At 49.4% G+C, this 18,585-nt stretch carries 16 protein-coding genes and 1 pseudogene; 8 read left to right on the top strand and 9 right to left on the bottom strand.

The window, feature by feature from the left end; genetic code table 11:
• The first annotated feature begins 753 nt into the window (after positions 1-753).
• Genes AC4IFB_RS11280 through AC4IFB_RS11270 form a run of 3 tightly spaced genes read left to right on the top strand, consistent with a single transcriptional unit; the run spans position 754 to position 5,064 of the window.
• Positions 754-1,485 (top strand): ABC transporter ATP-binding protein, encoded by a 732-nt coding sequence (locus AC4IFB_RS11280; RefSeq protein ID WP_490777046.1) that lies wholly within the window; start codon positions 754-756, stop codon positions 1,483-1,485.
• A gap of 4 nt (positions 1,486-1,489) precedes the next feature.
• Complete coding sequence (locus AC4IFB_RS11275; protein ID WP_490780218.1) at positions 1,490-3,853, top strand: ABC transporter permease; 2,364 nt, start codon at positions 1,490-1,492, stop codon at positions 3,851-3,853.
• Positions 3,854-3,855: 2 nt separating this feature from the next.
• Complete coding sequence (locus AC4IFB_RS11270; protein ID WP_490780217.1) at positions 3,856-5,064, top strand: efflux RND transporter periplasmic adaptor subunit; 1,209 nt, start codon at positions 3,856-3,858, stop codon at positions 5,062-5,064.
• A gap of 27 nt (positions 5,065-5,091) precedes the next feature.
• Here the strand turns inward: AC4IFB_RS11270 and AC4IFB_RS11265 are convergent, their stop codons facing one another.
• Positions 5,092-6,291, bottom strand: coding sequence for a GGDEF domain-containing protein (locus AC4IFB_RS11265; protein ID WP_490777049.1), 1,200 nt, complete (start codon positions 6,289-6,291; stop codon positions 5,092-5,094).
• A gap of 656 nt (positions 6,292-6,947) precedes the next feature.
• On the opposite strand from AC4IFB_RS11265, the gene AC4IFB_RS11260 reads away from it, so the two are divergent.
• The 5 genes and pseudogenes from AC4IFB_RS11260 to AC4IFB_RS11240 all read left to right on the top strand — a co-directional run bounded on the left by AC4IFB_RS11260 (position 6,948) and on the right by AC4IFB_RS11240 (position 11,017).
• On the top strand, positions 6,948-7,721 hold the full coding sequence (locus tag AC4IFB_RS11260; RefSeq protein ID WP_490777050.1) for a PEP-CTERM/exosortase system-associated acyltransferase: 774 nt from the start codon (positions 6,948-6,950) through the stop codon (positions 7,719-7,721).
• Complete coding sequence (locus AC4IFB_RS11255) at positions 7,708-8,583, top strand: ThiF family adenylyltransferase (RefSeq protein WP_490780216.1); 876 nt, start codon at positions 7,708-7,710, stop codon at positions 8,581-8,583. Before AC4IFB_RS11260 ends, AC4IFB_RS11255 begins: the two co-directional genes overlap by 14 nt.
• A 412-nt stretch (positions 8,584-8,995) precedes the next feature.
• Positions 8,996-9,706: an SIMPL domain-containing protein gene (locus tag AC4IFB_RS11250; RefSeq protein WP_490780215.1), complete on the top strand. Its 711-nt coding sequence runs from the start codon at positions 8,996-8,998 to the stop codon at positions 9,704-9,706.
• Positions 9,707-9,892: 186 nt separating this feature from the next.
• Positions 9,893-10,531, top strand: a pseudogene (locus AC4IFB_RS11245) (methyl-accepting chemotaxis protein); the annotation flags it as partial.
• Positions 10,517-11,017 carry a CZB domain-containing protein gene (locus tag AC4IFB_RS11240; protein WP_490780256.1) on the top strand — a complete coding sequence of 167 codons (501 nt, stop codon included), beginning with the start codon at positions 10,517-10,519 and terminating at the stop codon, positions 11,015-11,017. The pseudogene AC4IFB_RS11245 and the gene AC4IFB_RS11240, both read left to right, overlap by 15 nt.
• Positions 11,018-11,074: 57 nt before the next feature.
• Here the strand turns inward: AC4IFB_RS11240 and AC4IFB_RS11235 are convergent, their stop codons facing one another.
• From AC4IFB_RS11235 to AC4IFB_RS11200, 8 genes are all read right to left on the bottom strand, one after another.
• A complete protein-coding gene (locus AC4IFB_RS11235; RefSeq protein WP_490780214.1) occupies positions 11,075-11,527 on the bottom strand; it encodes a SufE family protein in 453 nt (150 codons plus the stop codon).
• A 30-nt stretch (positions 11,528-11,557) separates the two neighbouring features.
• Positions 11,558-11,884 carry a HesB/IscA family protein gene (locus AC4IFB_RS11230; protein WP_490777054.1) on the bottom strand — a complete coding sequence of 109 codons (327 nt, stop codon included), beginning with the start codon at positions 11,882-11,884 and terminating at the stop codon, positions 11,558-11,560.
• A gap of 45 nt (positions 11,885-11,929) precedes the next feature.
• Positions 11,930-12,268 carry an SUF system Fe-S cluster assembly protein gene (locus AC4IFB_RS11225; RefSeq protein WP_490780213.1) on the bottom strand — a complete coding sequence of 113 codons (339 nt, stop codon included), beginning with the start codon at positions 12,266-12,268 and terminating at the stop codon, positions 11,930-11,932.
• A 13-nt stretch (positions 12,269-12,281) separates the two neighbouring features.
• A complete protein-coding gene (sufD, locus tag AC4IFB_RS11220) occupies positions 12,282-13,592 on the bottom strand; it encodes a Fe-S cluster assembly protein SufD (protein WP_490777056.1) in 1,311 nt (436 codons plus the stop codon).
• On the bottom strand, positions 13,589-14,341 hold the full coding sequence (gene sufC, locus AC4IFB_RS11215; RefSeq protein ID WP_490780212.1) for a Fe-S cluster assembly ATPase SufC: 753 nt from the start codon (positions 14,339-14,341) through the stop codon (positions 13,589-13,591). Before sufC ends, sufD begins: the two co-directional genes overlap by 4 nt.
• A 40-nt stretch (positions 14,342-14,381) precedes the next feature.
• Complete coding sequence (sufB, locus tag AC4IFB_RS11210; protein WP_490777068.1) at positions 14,382-15,827, bottom strand: Fe-S cluster assembly protein SufB; 1,446 nt, start codon at positions 15,825-15,827, stop codon at positions 14,382-14,384.
• 549 nt (positions 15,828-16,376) lie between these two features.
• Positions 16,377-17,078: a hypothetical protein gene (locus AC4IFB_RS11205; RefSeq protein WP_490777058.1), complete on the bottom strand. Its 702-nt coding sequence runs from the start codon at positions 17,076-17,078 to the stop codon at positions 16,377-16,379.
• 111 nt (positions 17,079-17,189) lie between these two features.
• Positions 17,190-18,566 carry an L-serine ammonia-lyase gene (locus AC4IFB_RS11200; protein WP_490777059.1) on the bottom strand — a complete coding sequence of 459 codons (1,377 nt, stop codon included), beginning with the start codon at positions 18,564-18,566 and terminating at the stop codon, positions 17,190-17,192.
• Positions 18,567-18,585 lie beyond the last annotated feature (19 nt).

The following is an 18,585-nucleotide window of genomic DNA, read 5'->3' as shown; positions in this document are numbered from 1 at the left end:
ATTTTGAAAATATGGGCCAGGCTGTATGCACTGAGATCCGATGTTCAAGCCATACTACGGAACAACGCCTCACTGACACCCCATATCCAGCCCGGCAGTTACTGCTCTCAAATAGCTCTTCTTAATTGGAGGCTGGAGCAGTTAATCCAGAATGGGCGAAGTGTTTTTTATAAAGCACAGGCAAACAAGCTGGCCAGATTGGCCAGAAAAAACCTGCTTACCTGAAATATTTAGAGTCGTACTTGTAACCAGCTGCAATCGCCCGTAATCGACATACCATGAAACAGCTGTATGGCATGTCGTTCACGCAAACCCCTTCTTATTTTTTTCTGCACGACACAGAACACCCCAATCCATCCTCACACGTTTCACTGATTGTTGCTGCCTTGACGCTCACTGCAGATTCAAAGAACCAATAACACCCAAGGCATGAATATTTCTGATTGTGAAACAGTTAATAGAAACCCTACCAATATGACTGTTTTATTATTATGGGCAGATACCCTACTTTTGGTGGGTAGCAATACCCCTACACCCCACCGCAAGAAAGATTGCTTTCTTCATCTTCATCAGCAACGAACCCCACTAATGTTTGGGATCCTCAGAAGAATTTACCGCTTGACGCTATTTTTCATTCAAAGCCAACCCCATTTTTTCTATCGAGCCTAAACTTCGCTAATATCAACAGGTCATTGAAAAGGAGGAGTAGAGGAGACTAAAGCTGATCTATACTTCTATCACATGGAGTAAGTCGTGAACTATTCAGGATCCAGCAAACCCTCAGAGATCACCCTGCAAGGTCAGGGGCTGACCAAGGTTTACCACACCGGCAGTGTCGATGTGCATGCCTTGAGAGGGGTGGATCTACAACTCAGGGAAGGTGAGCTGGTAGTACTGCTTGGCCCCTCCGGCAGCGGTAAATCCACACTACTCAACATCCTCGGCGGTTTGGATACGCCGAGCAGTGGTGAGGTCTATTTTCGCGATATGCAGATCACCACCGGTGATGAATCCACGCTGACCAGATACCGGCGGGATCATGTCGGTTTCGTATTTCAGTTCTACAATCTCATTCCCAGTCTCACTGCTCAGGAGAATGTCTCCCTGGTGACAGAGATTGCCACTCAGCCGATGGATCCAGCCGAAGCCCTCGCTTTGGTTGGCCTGGGTGAACGTCTGAATCATTTTCCCGCGCAACTCTCAGGGGGGGAACAACAGCGAGTTGCCATTGCCAGGGCCATCGCAAAACGACCCGATGTTCTACTCTGTGATGAGCCAACCGGCGCTTTAGACAGCCATACCGGTATTCTGGTGCTGGAGGCGATTGAGCGGGTCAACCGGGAGATGGGTACCACCACTGCTGTCATTACCCACAATAGTGTTATTGGCGGCATGGCAGACCGGGTACTTCACTTTGGTGACGGCCGGGTTGTAAACAGTGAGCAGAACAGCAGCCGACAGCAAGCTAATGAGTTAAGTTGGTAAACCGATGCGCGCCCTGAACCTGAAATTGCTACGCAACCTGTGGAAATTGAGAGGACAGGTTTTAGCGATTGCTGTGGTTATTGCCTCTGGTGTTGCTGTTCTGGTGATGTCGCTATCGGCACTCCAGGCACTACAGGATACTGCCGCCGCCTACTATGAGAGACAACGCTTCGCCGATGTGTTTGCCACGGTCAAGCGAGCCCCCAGTCGATTGGTTGAGCGCATAAGCACCTTGCCGGGAGTGCGTTCGGTTGAGGAGCGAATTCTACAGATGGCCACCCTCTCGATTGAAGGTTTCGAAGAGCCTGTTGTCGGACAATTGGTCTCTATCCCGGAACAGGGCGACCCACTCTTGAATCAGCTGGTTTTAAGATCCGGGCGATTGGTCACCCTTGGCCATCCAGACGAAGTGGTGCTCAACGAACCTTTTGCTGAAGCCCATAATCTACAGGTTGGAGATCAATTCAAAGCCTTGATGAACGGACATCAACGCACCCTCACCGTTGTTGGACTGGCCCTCTCACCGGAGTTCATCTACACCATTGGTCCAGGGGCACTGATGCCGGACAACAAGCGCTTCGGGATCATGTGGATGGGGCGGGAGGCTCTGGCTGCCGCCTATGATCTGGATGGCGCTTTCAATGAGATCAGTATTGGTTTGCTACACGGCACCAATCCGCAACAGATCATCGTAGCACTTGATCGGATTCTTGAGCGCTATGGCAGTCGTGGAGCGATAGCCAGAAAGAATCAGATCTCTAACTGGTTTCTGATGAATGAAATCGAGCAGTTAAAAACCATGTCGACCATTCTGCCGACCATCTTCTTAGCGGTGGCCGCTTTTCTCAGCAACATGGTTTTGAGTCGTCTGATCGCTACGGACCGTAGTGAAATCGGCCTCATGAAGGCGTTCGGTTACAGCAACTGGCAGGTCGCCTGGCACTACGCAAAAATGGTCATGGCGATGACCTCAGTAGGGATCATTCTGGGATGGCTGTTGGGTGCCTGGCTTGGGCGAGTAAATACCGAAATGTATGCCGAGTTCTTTCGCTTTCCTCTACTTATCTTCCGCCCGGATCCCGGTGTGTTTGCGATTGGTGCGGTGGTCAGTCTGGTTGCAGCACTTGTGGGCTCTCTGGGATCGGTTCGATACGCAGCAACCCTGCCACCAGCAGAGGCGATGAACCCACCCTCGCCGCCGATGTACCGCAAGAGCCGACTCTCCAGCAGCCGCCTGGCACTATGGCTCGACCAGCCGAGTCGAATCATACTGCGGCAGATATTCCGCACACCACTGCGCGCTCTGCTCACCACTATTGGCATCGCCCTGTCGGTATCGGTGATGGTCATGGCACTACAGTGGATCGACTCCATTGAAGAGATCGTACAGGTCAATTTTTACGATACTCAGCGTCAGGACATGACTGTCGGCCTGGTCGAGAGTCAATCAGACAGCACCCTACACGAATTCAGACGTCTGCCCGGTGTACTTGCAGCAGAACCACTGCGACTAAAAAGTGCCGACCTGAAATCTGCACATCTCAGCCATCGAGGGGCCATCGAAGGGATTCAACCAAACCCACAACTACAGCGGGTGTTCGATGCCAGCGGCCAGGTTGTATCTATCCCTCCTGAGGGCCTGCTACTCTCCACAAAGCTGGCTGAAAAGCTCAATGTAAAAATCGGCGATTCGGTCTGGGTAGAGGTGTTGGAGGGTAAGCAGCCAAAGGCCTTGATCCCGGTGGTAAAACTGTTCGAGACCTATATGGGCATGCCTGCCTATATGCATATCCACGCTTTTAATCGGTTGATGGGAGAGGGTGCAAGTCTGGAGGCGGTCAACCTGCTGGTGGATGACAGACAGCTGCCACAGCTCTATCGTACCCTGAAATCACTACCCAAAGTCTCATCGGTCAATCTGAAGGATGCAGCTGTGCAGGAGTTCAACCGCACCATGGCGGAAACCCTGATGATCTATATCACCTTCTTCGCCGCCTTTGCCTGTGCTTTAGGATTTGGCGTAGTCTACAACAGTACCCGCATCGCCCTTTCAGAACGGGGACGTGAATTGGCTACCCTCAGGGTATTGGGATTTCAATCAGGGGAAATTTCCTACATCCTGCTGGGAGAGGCGGCACTATTGATCCTGGTCGGCCTACCCCTGGGTTGTTTCATTGGCCATGGCCTGGGCTGGCTGATGACAAACGCCATGAATACGGAGCTGTATCGTATTCCTCTGGTAATTAAAGCCGCCACAGACGCCACCGCAGTAATGGTTACACTCGGGGCTACCGCCCTCTCTGCCGCCGTTGTGCGGAGACGTCTCGACCATCTCGATCTGATTGCTGTACTAAAAACGCGTGAATGATTATGAGTGCACACTGGAAACGTATCACTATTTGGGGCGTGTTGAGCCTGATCCTGGTAGCTTCACTGATCTGGGCCTTCACTGCTAAACCTATTTCGGTTGACCTGCTGACCCTTGAACCTGGCGAACTGGTTGTCACCATCGATGAGGAGGGAGAAACCCGAGTCCGTGATGTCTTCACCCTCTCCGCCCCGATCAGCGGACGGGCGATGCGCATCGAGGCCGAGGTTGGGGATGAGGTGGTGGCCAATGAGACCCTGATTGCAGAAATCGAACCTATCGATTCGACCCTTCTCGATCCCCGCAGTGAAGCCCAGGCCAGGGCTGACATTCGTGCCGCTGAAGCAAACCGAATCCTGGCGGATGCTGCTGTGAAAGAGGCCAGGGTTGAACTTGATTTTGCACTCAGTGAACTTAAGAGAGCCAAAAGTTTAAGAAATGATGCGGTAATTTCCGCCAGAGAACTGGAATCTGCAGAGCGCACCTACCTGACTCGTCAGGCAGCCATGGAGACTGCCATTGCCAATCGTCAGGCACGCCAGGCGGAACTCGATCGAGCCAATGCTGAACTGATCTCACCCGCTGAACCCCGCAGCAACAGCCAAGACTGCCAATGTGTACCGATCCGCTCGCCAGTCAATGGCCGTATCCTGAAAATTCATCATAAAAGCGAAGGCGTGGTCAGTGCCGGGGAGCATCTATTAGAGATTGGCGACCCTGGTAAGCTGGAGATCGTGGCAGACCTTCTCTCATCAGACGCGGTAAAAGTGGAACCGGGCCAACAGGTTTTCATTGAAAACTGGGGCGGAGATCAGACTCTCACCGGCAAGGTAAGACGTATTGAACCCTTTGGTTTCACCAAGATCTCTGCTCTGGGTATAGAGGAACAGCGGGTTAATGTAATCATCGACTTCACTTCACCCAAAGCAGATTGGATGCGTATAGCCCACGGTTATCAGGTGGACGTGCGAATCGTGCTATCCCAGGGAGAGAATATTTTGAAACTTCCCCTCACCGCACTCTTTCGTGATGGTAATGTATGGGCCGTATTTGTCGAACAGAACGGTGTTGCGAAACAACGACAGGTCACCATCGGCCGTCGTACTGGTTTCGAGGCGGAGATCATTGATGGGCTAACTTCGGGTGAACGCATCATCGTTCACCCGAGTGATAAAATAGCTGAAGGGGTGTTACTCGAAGCCAGAGAATAGAGCGCTTCGGAGTAAAACGAATCTTGATCAAACAGGCTCTGCTGTCTCTTTCTGATCCAACCCAACCCAGTGTATGGCTTCGCCATCGACACCAATACATCTTGCCCTACCAGTGGTCTTGGCGGTGTACATGCGGTGATCAGCCAACTCTATCTGCGACTTCCAGTCATTCAAATTGTCCTCCTGGACTTCAGCAACACCAATACTGGCGGTTACCGGGCCACCCTCAGGCCGTTCCCCGACACCTGCGTGCATAATTCTGCTCACCACATCATTAGCCTCACGTGGATCTGCTGTAGGCAGTACCACCACAAACTCTTCACCACCCCAACGAATCACACTATCCCCTTTCCGCACACTGTTACAGATCTGCTCGGAAGCGGCTTTAAGCACCTCATCACCTTTATCATGACCATAGGTGTCATTAACTGTTTTAAAATTATCAAGATCGAAATAGAGGATCGACATCGATGCCCCACCCATAGATGCCAGGCGGAACTGCAGATCCAACACCTCGATACCTGCACGCCGGGTTAGCATGCCAGTGAGTACGTCATAGCTTGCACGACTCACCTGGGAGAGCATGTAGCGCAATTGGGTCAGAGAAGAGAAGAGTGCCACACCAAGAATCAGAATCAGCAACCACATGGTGGAAACAGCATGAGGAATCTCAGCAGTGGAGTCGGGATAAGCTGAAATCAGGGTAATCAGAAACATCGGCACCGCATAGATCACAAACTCCAGCAGTGTCAGTGGAAAAAGGGTTAACCCGGCCACCATCACGAAGGGTAACAATCCGTAGAGCCCAGCGATAATCTGTTCCTGACTGCTCAGTGGGTAGTCTGAGATCCAATAGCCTGAGGCCAGATAAAATATCGGCGTTACCGCCAACATTCCAGCCAATAGCAGACGGGCAAGCGTCATTGTCGGCTCTCTGCGCGAAATCCAGGCGAGAATACCAAACACCAGACCAGAGACCAGCCTGATAGACAATAACCCACCCCACAGTGCACTGGGTAGAAACAGCAGGTCGATTATCGACCAAGCGGGCACCAGAATGGCGAAAACGACGCAAAAAAAGAAAACCCGGCTCTGTATGATTGCTGCTCGATGCCGGGAGATAGGTAGCCCATGATCCTTGGTGGTGAACAACTCGTAGAGTTGGTCAGCTGTGTAAATTCCCAATGATTCGCTAATTGTAATATACATCTTCTCTAAACTATTCATTCCATTAATCCCACAACATCGTGGTCGACAATATAGCGCTCATTGAGCGGTTTTCTTAATCACTATGCACCTAATCCATGACACAGATCAAAAGAGACCGTTAATGACAAACCCATCCATTTGGGCTTTCCTGCCCAGAAAATGAGTTATCGGTAGCAACCGTCACACAAACCCACTGTGACCAAAAATTGAAATATTTTACACATTTACACACATTCAAACACGACGACACTCGCAAATTGAACTATATCTAAATTAGATATAACCAGCTTTTTACCGAATAGAGTTCGACTTTGCGATTCACAGCAGAAGGATAACCCCATGGGAATGACAACCGAAAGGGTAGGAATAGTCTCTGTTGATTGTGCCAGATCATTTAAAACAGCTTCTCTTATCGCTATGTTTAATCGATCTCCGATCGAACCATGAATCATCTTGTGGTGGCTGAACTACGCAGGGTCTGCATTGATCGACACCGTTATGGTGCGATGTTCCGCCCTCTTTTCAGTAAACCCTGCTGCCACACACCCAGTCAAGTTCCTGATCCAGTGTTTGTTTTTGGAGAATCAAGGAAAAAATTAAATAAAAGCCTCCGGATTTCAGGTAAAAAAACCAATAAAAATCAGATCTGGACGCGATACTTAATGGAGTGACACATGGAGAGTCTGGCTAACAATTTTTCTAAATACTTCCTACCTCGATACGCAGCCTCCCGACACCAGAAGCGTTTCTGCTACAGCATCAGATACAAGGTATACGCTGAAGAACTGGGATGGGAAGCAATCAACAACAGCCGTCTGGAGACAGATCATTGCGACAACTATGCGCATCACTGTCTGCTTGAACATAAGCGCACAGGTGATGTTGCCGGGTGCGTTCGATTAGTAGTACCGCAACCAGATCGTCGCGATGCTTATTTGCCTTATCGACTACATTCCATTCCCGAGATTGCTGATAGTAATTTGAACCAATCGCCATCGGCATCTGTTGGAGAGATATCCCGCCTGGCAGTTCCAGACCACTTTCGTCGCCGCTCAAATGAATCGGGCAGACCATTCATTCTCGATCAACACAACAGCAATACCATATTTACAGAGGAAGAGAGACGCAACTTCCCCAATATCGCCATTGGTCTCTACCTTTCTTCTATTGCATTGGCTGAGCTTTGCGAGCTTGAATTGGTACTGGTCGTCATGGAACCAAGATTACAGCGCCTCTTGAAACGCTACGGACTCCATTTCCAGAAGATAAGTGATCACTTTGAACTACAGGGAGAGAGAGCGCTTTTCGAGCTACCGCGAAATCAGTTAACCAGTCATATGCCTGATCAAATATTGGAACTTTATGAGTTGATCAAAGAGACTCTGGAACAACAGCCCTGGCAGGCACCGCAGCTTTCAATGCGGGTACACTCCAATGACAGGCTTTGACTATCAGACTGCCTTTTCAAGAAATATTGGCTGGGTAACAAAAGGGGAGCAGCAACGCTTGCGTCAAGCCCGAGTAGCGATCGCGGGGCTGGGTGGCGTTGGTGGCAGCCACCTGTTGACCCTGACCCGCCTTGGGATTGGTGAGTTTAATCTGGCAGATTTCGACACTTTTGCGGTTGAAAATTTTAATCGTCAGGCCGGCGCCAATCTCAACACTGTTGGCCAGCCAAAACTCGACTGCATGAGCCAGGCAGCACTATCCATCAATCCCGAGCTTAGAATCAGATCATTTCCAAATGGAGTGATACCGAGTCAGGCAATAGATTTTCTTGAAGGTTGCGATCTCTATCTGGATGGCCTCGATTTTTTTGCCATGGATGCCAGACGTGCTGTATTTGCAGCCGCTCATGAATTAGGCATACCAGCCGTCACAGCCGCCCCTTTAGGCATGGGTTCAGCACTGCTCTGTTTCCTTCCCGGCAAGATGAGTTTCGAATCCTATTTCCAACTCGAAAAGGCGGAAGAGTATCAACAATATCTAAGATTTTTAGTTGGGCTGGCTCCGGCAAGACTCCATCAAGCCTATTTGGTTGAACCGCAACGGATCGACTTGATTGCCAAACGCGGCCCATCTACAGCCATGGGGTGTGAACTGTGTGCCGGCATCGCAGCCAGTCAAGTGCTTAAACTGCTGTTGAACCGGGGCAGGATTCCAGCAGCCCCCATAGGCCTACAATTTGATGCCTATCAAAATCGTTTGCGACAGACCTGGCGCCCCGGCGGAAATCGTCATCCACTACAGAGGCTGGCGATTTGGCTTGGCTCACGCCAACTGAAACTGACGACAATGGCGTCCGGTTAATTTTTAAACTATTTTTCAATCAATAAATAGATTTACTATCACTGCTTACTAATCAGATCATAAGTATTACGACACTCAGCCGTCGTGTGATAAGAGTGGAGAGTAATGTACAAATCGGACATCGTTTATGTGTGGCTGGGACATAGTTTATGTGTGGCTGGGACATAGTTTACTCCCCTCTCCCCTTGCGGGAGAGGGGTCGGGGGAGAGGGGGAGCATTCAATAACTGCATCAACAATCTACAATTCAAGGATTGATAGGGTAGTACGGTTTACACTGTAATTGCATCAAACCCTTGATGCTCACCCTCTCCCGTCAAGAGAGAGGGGCTTGAATGCTTGCTTTTGGGTGATTGAGAGTGAATGGGAAATAGCAGTGATTCGTTATATAAATAAGTTCAATCGGAGGCATTATGCGGCATAGCTGGTTAAGAGAGACAACTGGCCTTATTTTCATTGGCCTACTGAGCGCCACTCAATCTCTATTCGCGGAAGAGAGTACGGTTCACTACGACCAGGTCAGGCTCAGCACCTCTGCGAAGATGGAAGTGGAGAATGATATACAGATTGCTGTGATGTATGCCCAAAAGGAGGGCTCTGACCTTGGCCAGTTGACCGATCAAGTCAATCAACTGATCACTCAAGCTTTACAAAAAGCGAAACAGCAGAAGAGTATTAAAGTCAGCACCCATAGCTACCAAACCTCACCCCGCTACCAAAAACAGCAACTCATTGGCTGGCGGGTACGCCAATCGATTCGGCTGGAGAGCCAGGAGAGTGAGGCTATGAGTAGCCTTTTGGGAAGCTTACAAGGGAGTCTCGCTCTGGAATCCCTCAGCTACAAGATCTCTACAGAGCGCCGGGAAGCGGTAGAAGAGAGACTCACCAATCAGGCAATCATGGCATTTCGCAAACGGGCTGAACAGATCACTCAGCAAATGCAACGCAGCCACTATCGTCTGCTGGAGATGAGCCTCCAGACAATCGACCAGTCACCCCAACCCTACGGCATGCGCGGCACAATGATGGCACTCGAAAGCAGCCCATCAGCACCAGCCATCGAGGCCGGCAGTCAAACCCTGAGCGTTGAAATCAGCGGTCGTATTGAACTTCAACTGGAGTGATCTATTGTCAGGCGTACCCGCCAAAGGTTTCACATGTGGGCCGTGCGGTATGTTCGGTAACTCTCAGAGCCCTGAATATTCCAATTATTCACTGAGCCTTGGTCAGATCGGCTTCAAAAAAAGCCTTATCAGCCGATACCCCTTCTACCACAGCGCAATTTACAGCAGTTCTCAGCGAGGTTTGCCATGTTTGGCCTAAGCAGCAAAAAAACAATCACGCAGCAGATACAGCAGATATCCCAGCAAAGTGATCAGATTCAGGCACTCGAACAACAGGTAGCCAACCTCACGGAAGAGAATGAAGTATTAAGGAACGAATCAGAAAGCTCAAAAACTGACCAGCAGTTACAGCAGCAATTATTCAGTAATTTCATCAGTTTTGGTGAGTCCTTTACGCAACTTCAACACTCCTTGAGCCATACCGCGAACTCCATGAAGGAGGAGAAGCAGAATGCCATCAAGGGTTCTGAAATCTCCTCTCAGGCTATCTCCGGGGTGGAAATAATGAGTAGTGAGATCGAAAATGTCACTGCAATTTCAAAGGAGAGCTCTGAGAGTGTAGTCAAGTTGAGCACTATTGCAGATAGCATCAGTAACTTCGTCTCTATCATTCAGGGAATTTCTGAACAGACCAATCTATTGGCACTGAATGCTGCCATAGAGGCTGCCAGGGCCGGTGAAATGGGACGCGGTTTTGCAGTTGTTGCCGATGAAGTGCGGAATCTTGCAGGCAGAACCCGCGAAGCGACATCCGAAATCGCCACACTGGTGGATACCATTACCCAAGAGACAAAGAAGTCTGTTGAGACCATGTCATCAGTCATGGATGTAACCGACAACTTCCAGACCCAGGTCTCCCAATCCATAGAAAAAATAAAGCAGCAATTTGAACTTTCGAAGATGATGGAGGGCACAATCGCCTCTACTTCGCTGCGGGCATTTGTCGAGCTTGCCAAACTGGATCATTTAATATTTAAGTTTGGTATCTATAAATCCTTCATGGGTCTAGCAGACCTTGATCCAGACTCATTACCGGATCACAAGAACTGCCGTCTGGGCGATTGGTACTACCAAGGGGAAGGTCTGGCCTGTTTCTCTCAACTGCCTGGATATCGTGAGATCGAAGCACCGCATAATGAGGTACACAAAAATGGTAAGCTTGCTTTGAAATGCGCCAATAACGGGGATCGCAAGGCAGGGATCGATGCTATCTCCCAAATGGAAGATGCCAGTATGAATGTACTTTCCAGCCTTGAACAACTGGCCCGGGCAGGAGAACAGAACTCAAACATTCTCTGCGCCAGTGAGTAACCCAAACTATTAAGGGCACCTCTATTAACTGCTTATGCCCTAAACCCGGCAACCCTTTCAGGTTGCCGTATCGTTGCTGCTCGTCACGGCAGCAGCTCTCTCAACCATCTTATCGACAATGGCATAGATACCTACGTGCCGGTTGGGGCTGAGATGCTCTTCCAGGCACAGCCGTTTGAACAGACTATCCACATCCATATCCTGAATCTTTCCCAAAGTGAGATTCGACAACAGATCGATCAATAGTGCTAAAACACCTTTGATTATTGCTGTATCACAATCACCCGTAAATTGAATAAGTTGCGGATCAAACTGATCCCTCTGAGCCTCCACATGCACTCTACTCATGCAGGGTTTGACCCAATTCTGCTCCGTTTTCATCTCATCCGGCATACGCGGAAGCTGCTCACCCAATTCGATCAGATACTGATAACGTGCTTCCCAATCTTCAAGAAACTCAAAGGTTTCGACGATATGTTCAATGCTCTCGGCATTTGATAGCGTAGTCATAGTCTGACAATCCACAGCAGGCGAAAACCGTCATACACTGAACGATTCACCACAGCCACAACTCTCCTTAACATTAGGGTTAATAAATTCGAACCCTTCATTGAGTGCGTTCTCCTTTACATAGTCAATGGTCATGCCATCCAGCATAGAGAGACTACTGCTATCAACCACCACCTTCACACCATGACTTTCAAAAACATTGTCATCGTCATCGACATGCTCAGCATAATCGACAATATAGGCAAAACCTGTGCAGCCACTTTTTTTCGTACCCAGTCGCAAGCCAATACCAGAACCATGACTCGCCAACATTTTTTCTACATGTCTGGCAGCATTATCTGTTAATTCTATAGACATCTTTACACCTCATTAATCCAGTGACTTGCGCGGAGGGTCAATAACCTACATCAAACCTAACTGCAACAAAGCCTCTTCACTCATTCGCTCTTTGCTCCAGGGAGGATTCCACACCAGACGTATCGTGGCATCACGCACACCCGGCACTGCATCGACTACCCGGCCTACCTCTTTGGGTAAGGTACCCGCTACAGGACAGGCAGGAGCAGTGAGCGTCATCTCCACCTCAACTCTGCCCTGATCATCTACATCCAACCGATATATCAATCCAAGATCATAGATATTTGCCGGAATCTCCGGGTCATAAACGGTTCTTAGAGCATCGATCAGATCATCCCGAGATGGGGGTTCTGCTTCGCTTTTATTGGTGCTAAAAAAGTTCAACCTGGAATCCTCATCAAGATTCAGCCAACGTCTCCTGAAAGCTTACTCTTTGATTTAATATTTCTATCAGTTCCGGATGTTCAAATCGCTCTACCACATCTGCAATAAAACCCTGGCACAGCAGTCGCTTTGCCTGCTCCTCATTGAGTCCACGGGAACGCATATAGAACATCGCCTGTTGATCCAACTGGCCAACTGTCGTGCCATGACTACACACTACATCATCAGCCAGAATCATCAGCTGAGGCTTGGTGTCCACTTCAGCACGCCGTGACAACATCAGATTGGCATTATGCAAATGGGCTTCACTCTTTTGCGCCTGTTCGCCCACCTGAATCAGTCCATCGAAAACGGCTCTGCCAGAGCCACGCAGAATGCCTTTGAAATTTTCTCTACTTGTGCAATGTGGCACCTGATGATCGACATCAAGATGATAATCACTCAATTGACCATCACTAACCAGATAGAGCCCATCCAACTCACAATGGGCATCGGCTTGCATAAAACGATTATGCAGAACCGTGCGTGACCAACGACTACCAACCGCAGCATTGACCCCTCGATAGTTGGCCCTCGCCTGTAATGCGATATGAATATCGCTTAGATGGTAAGCCTGGTCACTCTCCATTTGCAGTCGCTTATGAGTGAGTTGAGCTGATTCAGCCAAACTGATCTCATACACAAGGTGATTGAAACTGCTGATGCCCTCTTGCAGTGACTGATATCGTTCAATCAACTCAGCATCAGCCCCCGTTTCCATTAGTATCAGGTGGCGTGTAGGAATTTTACAGCCAGTTGCCTGACGACTGGTCAAGTGCAGAAGTTCAATAGGAGCACTCAGCTTGACCCCCTCGAGCACCTGAATCAGAGCACCATCCTGAAAACCGGCAAGATTGAGGGCGGCAAAGCCATCCTCCCCCAGTCCGGTCTGTGATCCCACTGCCTCGAGCACCCTTCGATTGCCTTCAGCCAGAGCGGATTTCAAGCTGCTGATCTTGATCCCTGTATGCTGACACTCGGAGAGTTGGGCCTGGTAGAGCCCATCGACAAAGACCAGGCGGCCAGCAACCGGCTGTTTAAGGAAGTGCGTTTCAACTTCCAGCTGATTCACCGTGATGTCAGCCGGTGGTGTTGCAAAATCCTGCTTTAGCAGACCCTCAACAGAGGTATAGCGCCAGGCTTCAAGACGTGGATTGGGGTAACCCAGCTCCTCAAATCGCGCCAATGCCGCCAGACGTCGATCAAACAGACCATCATCCGGTTTCATCAGGCATTCGATGCTGTTTCGCGCCTTGCTTTTGTACTCTTCTAATGGGGCGTTCACGCAGCAGCCTCCTCTAGAAGCCAGCCATAGCCTTTGGCCTCCAACTCCAGGGCCAACTCCTTACCCCCAGAGCGGATGATCCGACCACCAGCAAGCACATGCACTCGATCAGGTTCGATATAGTCCAGCAGTCGCTGGTAGTGGGTCACCACAATCATTCCCCTATCCGCAGAGCGCAACATATTGACCCCATCGGCCACTGTGCGTAGTGCATCAATATCAAGCCCGGAATCGGTCTCATCCAGAATCGCAAGATTGGGCTCCAGCATCGCCATTTGCAGGATTTCATTACGTTTCTTTTCGCCACCTGAAAACCCTGCATTCACTGAACGCTTCAGCAGTTTTTCATCCAGCTTCACCAACCTTGCCTTCTCTTTAACCTGCTTCATAAAACTCAGAGTATCGATCTCGGGTTCGCCTCTGGCCTTACGTATTGAATTCATCGACTCTCGCAAGAAGGTCATGTTGTTCACACCAGGCAGTTCCACTGGATACTGCATCGCTAAAAATACTCCTTTTTGAGATCGCTCTTCAGGCTCAAGCTGCAGCAGATTAATCCCCATATAGGAGACTTCTCCACCCGTTACGGTATAGCCATCCCTACCCGAGAGGATATGTGCCAAAGTACTCTTACCAGAGCCGTTCGGCCCCATGATGGCGTGTACTTCACCTGGCTTGATCTCAAGATCAATACCTCGCAGGATCTCTTTACCCTCTACGTTGGCGGTCAAACTCTTAATCGATAACATCTCTATCTCCTCACTCATACTGCATTGTCTCTAAAACCGCTTAACCAACAGCCCCTTCCAGACTCACTGCCAGCAGTTTCTGGGCTTCAACCGCAAACTCCATCGGTAACTCTTTAAAGACCTCTTTACAAAAACCGTTGATGATCATCGACACGGCATCTTCTTCAGAGAGACCCCGTTGCCGACAATAGAAAAGTTGATCCTCGCTGACCTTGGAGGTGGTTGCTTCATGCTCCACCTGGGCCGTGGGATTCTTCACTTCGATATATGGAAAGGTATGTGCGGCACAACGATCACCGATCAACAGAGAGTCGCATCGGGTATGATTGCGCGCGTTTTCTGCTTTGGCTGCCACCCTGACCAATCCCCGATAGGTATTACTGCTTTTCATTGCAGATATGCCTTTTGAGACAATGGTGCTACGGCTGTTCTCACCAATATGGATCATTTTGGTGCCGGTATCTGCCTGCTGGTAACCCTTGGTCACTGCAACAGAATAGAATTCACCCACACTATCCTTACCACGTAGTATGCAGCTGGGATATTTCCAGGTAACCGCAGAGCCGGTCTCAACTTGAGTCCATGAGATGTGTGAGCGGTCACCCCTGCAATCTCCACGCTTGGTGACAAAGTTGTAGATGCCACCGCGACCCTGCATATCCCCTGGATACCAATTCTGAACCGTTGAATATTTGATCTTCGCATCGTCAAGTGCCACCAACTCAACGACTGCTGCATGCAACTGATTTTCATCCCGCATTGGAGCAGTACAGCCCTCAAGATAACTCACCTCACCAGCCTCTTCCGCTACTATCAGGGTGCGTTCAAACTGCCCCGTCCTGGCTTCGTTTATGCGGAAATAGGTGGATAACTCCATTGGGCATTTAACCCCCTTGGGGATGAATACAAAGGTTCCATCACTGAACACCGCACTGTTGAGCGCAGCAAAAAAGTTGTCTTTATAGGGCACTACCGAGAACATGTATCGCCTTACCAGTTCGGGATATTCACGCAACGCTTCTGACATGGAACAGAAGATGACCCCTGCCTCGCTGAGGCTCTCACGAAAGGTAGTGGCAACAGATACGCTATCGAATACTGCATCAACTGCAACACCCGCCAGAGCTTTCTGTTCGTCGATTGGTATTCCCAGTTTCTCGTAGGTCGCAAGCAGTTCAGGATCGACCTGATCCAGACTTTCAAGCGCAACGGGGCGCTTTGGTGATGAGTAGTAAGAGATCCCTTGAAAATCGACTGGAGGATGGTTGATTTTTGCCCATTCCGGCTTCTCCATGGTTAACCAGTATCGGTAGGCTTCAAGGCGCTTCTCCAGCATCCACTCCGGCTCATCCTTACGGGCTGAGATGGCGCGAACCACCGCTTCACTAAGACCCGGAGGGAAGGTATCGGATTCGATTTGTGTAACGAAGCCTTGAGCATATTCACTCTCTATCAACTCTTCCATTTCTGTAGTGGTTTGACTCATCATCTACTCCAATTTAACTCTGTGGAAGATTTGCATTACATCTAGAAAACGAATGCTTTTGAGAACTATGGCGACAACGGCTACCCCCGAGATAGAGGCACAGAGCCGTTGTAAAGAGGCCAACCAAGATAAATACAATGCCCAATTCGAATGCAGCCAAAATCAGGAACAGTATGCCGAATGCTGCACTGATGGCACTCAGTAGAAGCACTGGACCACCACAGCACTGGGGTGAAAAAAATCTGTTTAAACCATTCATCGCAAAATACCTCTGTCCCAGAACGCCAGGGACAACACATAATAACATAGTAATATAGTCAGGTATTATGATTTGCAAGCTGTAAACCCAAGAGGAATACAGGGGAATAGATGAAACAAGCACTTATAGGGGATTTATTTTTTCCAATAAATCAGAAAGATAGATAACTTCGCGTTAAAAGTTATTGCAAGACTACCCTGATAGCATAGGGGTTACAGAGTATGATTTTATTGCATAAAGACTAGCGGCAGATTCGCAATGTTGCAGCTAACCTGCCTTCTCTGACAGCCTCAACCTTCAAGTATCGACTTCACACCCTTCGAAATGAGCCTTTCATAGAGAAATTTTTTCTTTCCATCCACATTGACACCTAAACCACCCATCATGGTGAAAAGGTCATCGATAATGATCTCGGAGATATGTTGACCATCCTGTAGTGAGCCCTCAAGATCCCTGTTCATCGCCAGCATACAGGCCAGCGCGCCAATAACGTTCATCTGGTCCAACTCCAAATTATTGCTATCCAATGGCTCGGATTGTGGGGATACCTGCTCGGGCTCTTCGGGCAAGATACCGATGGTCGTACAGATCTTATGCAGATCGTCCTGATGAAAGCTGATATCCGCTGGGTAGTTGAATGAATTCTCACCCTTTTCGACAGCGAGACCGATCAGTAACTCCTCATCAAATACCAGGAACTTGCGAAAAAGTTCTTCTCTGATGATGCCGTTTATACTCATGTGGTGATCGATCAGTGCACTGCTGCAGGTAACAGAGACACCTCTTTTCAGCTCCTTGACATCAGCAGGATAGAGCCTCAAAAATCCATCAACATAGACACGTTCATATGAGCGCTCTTCCACTTCAACTGATGCAAATCCTGCAAAATGAAAATAGAGTCGATCAATCTCCCTGAGCACCTTTTCATCGCCAGCAAAGTGGCTGGCATCTTCCCAACTAAAAAATATACCGGCTTCGCTCGCGAGGCTCATGGTGCTTCCATCTCCTAACTTATCCATATCCAGGCTTGATTCTAACCATTTATATTGGCTAAAGAAAAGCAAACCACGCTTTAAATCTATTTATGTCAGACTTAGCTCTTATCAGCACTCAACAAGATTGACCGCCAAGCCACCACGGGAGGTCTCTTTATATTTTGTCTGCATATCAGCACCGGTCTCACGCATGGTCATGATCACCTTGTCCAGGGAGATAAAATGGGAACCGTCACCCCGCAGGGCCATTCTTGAGGCATTTATCGCTTTAACTGCCCCCATCGCATTTCGTTCTATACAGGGAACCTGTACCAGCCCCCCTACTGGATCGCAGGTCAAACCCAGATTGTGCTCCATGCCGATCTCTGCGGCGTTTTCGACCTGTTGTGGTGTACCACCCAAAACTTCGGTCAGAGCCCCTGCAGCCATGGAACAGGCTGACCCGACCTCTCCCTGACAACCAACCTCGGCCCCCGATATGGATGCATTCTCTTTATAGAGTATGCCGATGGCACCGGCACAGAGCAGGAAACGAACTATCCCATCCTCACTGGCGCCTGGAGAGAAGCGCCAGTAGTAGTGCAATACCGCAGGAATAATCCCCGCAGCACCATTGGTCGGGGCAGTGACGACCCTGCCCCCGACTGCATTCTCTTCATTTACTGCAAGGGCAAAGAGATTGACCCAATCCATGGTACCCAATGGCACAGTAGTCAGTTCACTATCATTACTTAACTGGCGAAATAACCTCGGAGCTCTGCGCTTGACCTTCAGGCCACCAGGTAACAGACCTTCACTGACACACCCCTTTTCAACACACTGCTGCATGACCTGCCAGATCTGCAGCAACTTCTGCCTGATCTCAGCTTTCTCCCGCCACACACACTCGTTCTCCAACATCAACTGACTGATAGAGAGGCCATGCTCTTCGCACTGACCGAGTAACTCACGGCCACTTTTAAATGGATATTTCTGTGGTGATTGATCCTCTACTATCTGCGGTTGACCCTGCTCATCCGTCTGCACCACAAAACCACCCCCCACAGAGTAGAATTGCGCTTCCCGCAGAGAGGCCCCTGCCTCATCCAGGGCAATGAATTGCATCCCATTGGGGTGTAGACCCAATTGCTTCCTACGAAAGAAAACCAGATCGTTTTCGGGATCAAAACGGATAGTATGGCCACCATGGAGTTCGATTTCTCTCTCAACACGGACCCGGTCCATACGCAGCGGGATCGCCTCAACTTCAACCTGATCCGGCGTCTCACCCTGTAATCCGAGAATCAGCGCCTTATCCGTACCATGCCCTTTTCCGGTTGCACCCAGTGAACCATAAAGTTCAATCTTCAAGCGCTGCATTTTTGTTAGCTGACCTGCTTCAGTAAGCTGCTCTATGAAGCGTTTTGCAGCCAACATCGGGCCTACGGTATGGGAGCTCGAAGGTCCGATGCCGATTTTGAATAGATCAAACACACTGACAGCCATGACACTTCTCCTCTATTCC

The sequence above is a fragment of the Candidatus Thiodiazotropha sp. AKIB8 genome (genome assembly GCF_058244675.1).
The sequence above is the reverse complement of the archived record's forward strand: the minus strand, read 5'-3'. Positions and strand labels throughout refer to the sequence as shown.

Bases quoted from the DNA above. Each gene is read 5' to 3' on its own strand.
- AC4IFB_RS11275 (WP_490780218.1), top strand. From the start codon at position 1,490: ATGCGCGCCCTGAACCTGAAATTGCTACGCAACCTGTGGAAATTGAGA.
- AC4IFB_RS11230 (WP_490777054.1), bottom strand. From the start codon at position 11,884: ATGTCTATAGAATTAACAGATAATGCTGCCAGACATGTAGAAAAAATG.
- AC4IFB_RS11265 (WP_490777049.1), bottom strand. From the start codon at position 6,291: ATGAATAGTTTAGAGAAGATGTATATTACAATTAGCGAATCATTGGGA.
- sufB (WP_490777068.1), bottom strand. From the start codon at position 15,827: ATGAGTCAAACCACTACAGAAATGGAAGAGTTGATAGAGAGTGAATAT.
- AC4IFB_RS11270 (WP_490780217.1), top strand. From the start codon at position 3,856: ATGAGTGCACACTGGAAACGTATCACTATTTGGGGCGTGTTGAGCCTG.
- AC4IFB_RS11205 (WP_490777058.1), bottom strand. From the start codon at position 17,078: ATGAGCCTCGCGAGCGAAGCCGGTATATTTTTTAGTTGGGAAGATGCC.
- AC4IFB_RS11200 (WP_490777059.1), bottom strand. From the start codon at position 18,566: ATGGCTGTCAGTGTGTTTGATCTATTCAAAATCGGCATCGGACCTTCG.
- AC4IFB_RS11235 (WP_490780214.1), bottom strand. From the start codon at position 11,527: ATGACTACGCTATCAAATGCCGAGAGCATTGAACATATCGTCGAAACC.
- AC4IFB_RS11240 (WP_490780256.1), top strand. From the start codon at position 10,517: ATGTCATCAGTCATGGATGTAACCGACAACTTCCAGACCCAGGTCTCC.
- sufC (WP_490780212.1), bottom strand. From the start codon at position 14,341: ATGTTATCGATTAAGAGTTTGACCGCCAACGTAGAGGGTAAAGAGATC.
- AC4IFB_RS11250 (WP_490780215.1), top strand. From the start codon at position 8,996: ATGCGGCATAGCTGGTTAAGAGAGACAACTGGCCTTATTTTCATTGGC.
- AC4IFB_RS11260 (WP_490777050.1), top strand. From the start codon at position 6,948: ATGGAGAGTCTGGCTAACAATTTTTCTAAATACTTCCTACCTCGATAC.
- AC4IFB_RS11255 (WP_490780216.1), top strand. From the start codon at position 7,708: ATGACAGGCTTTGACTATCAGACTGCCTTTTCAAGAAATATTGGCTGG.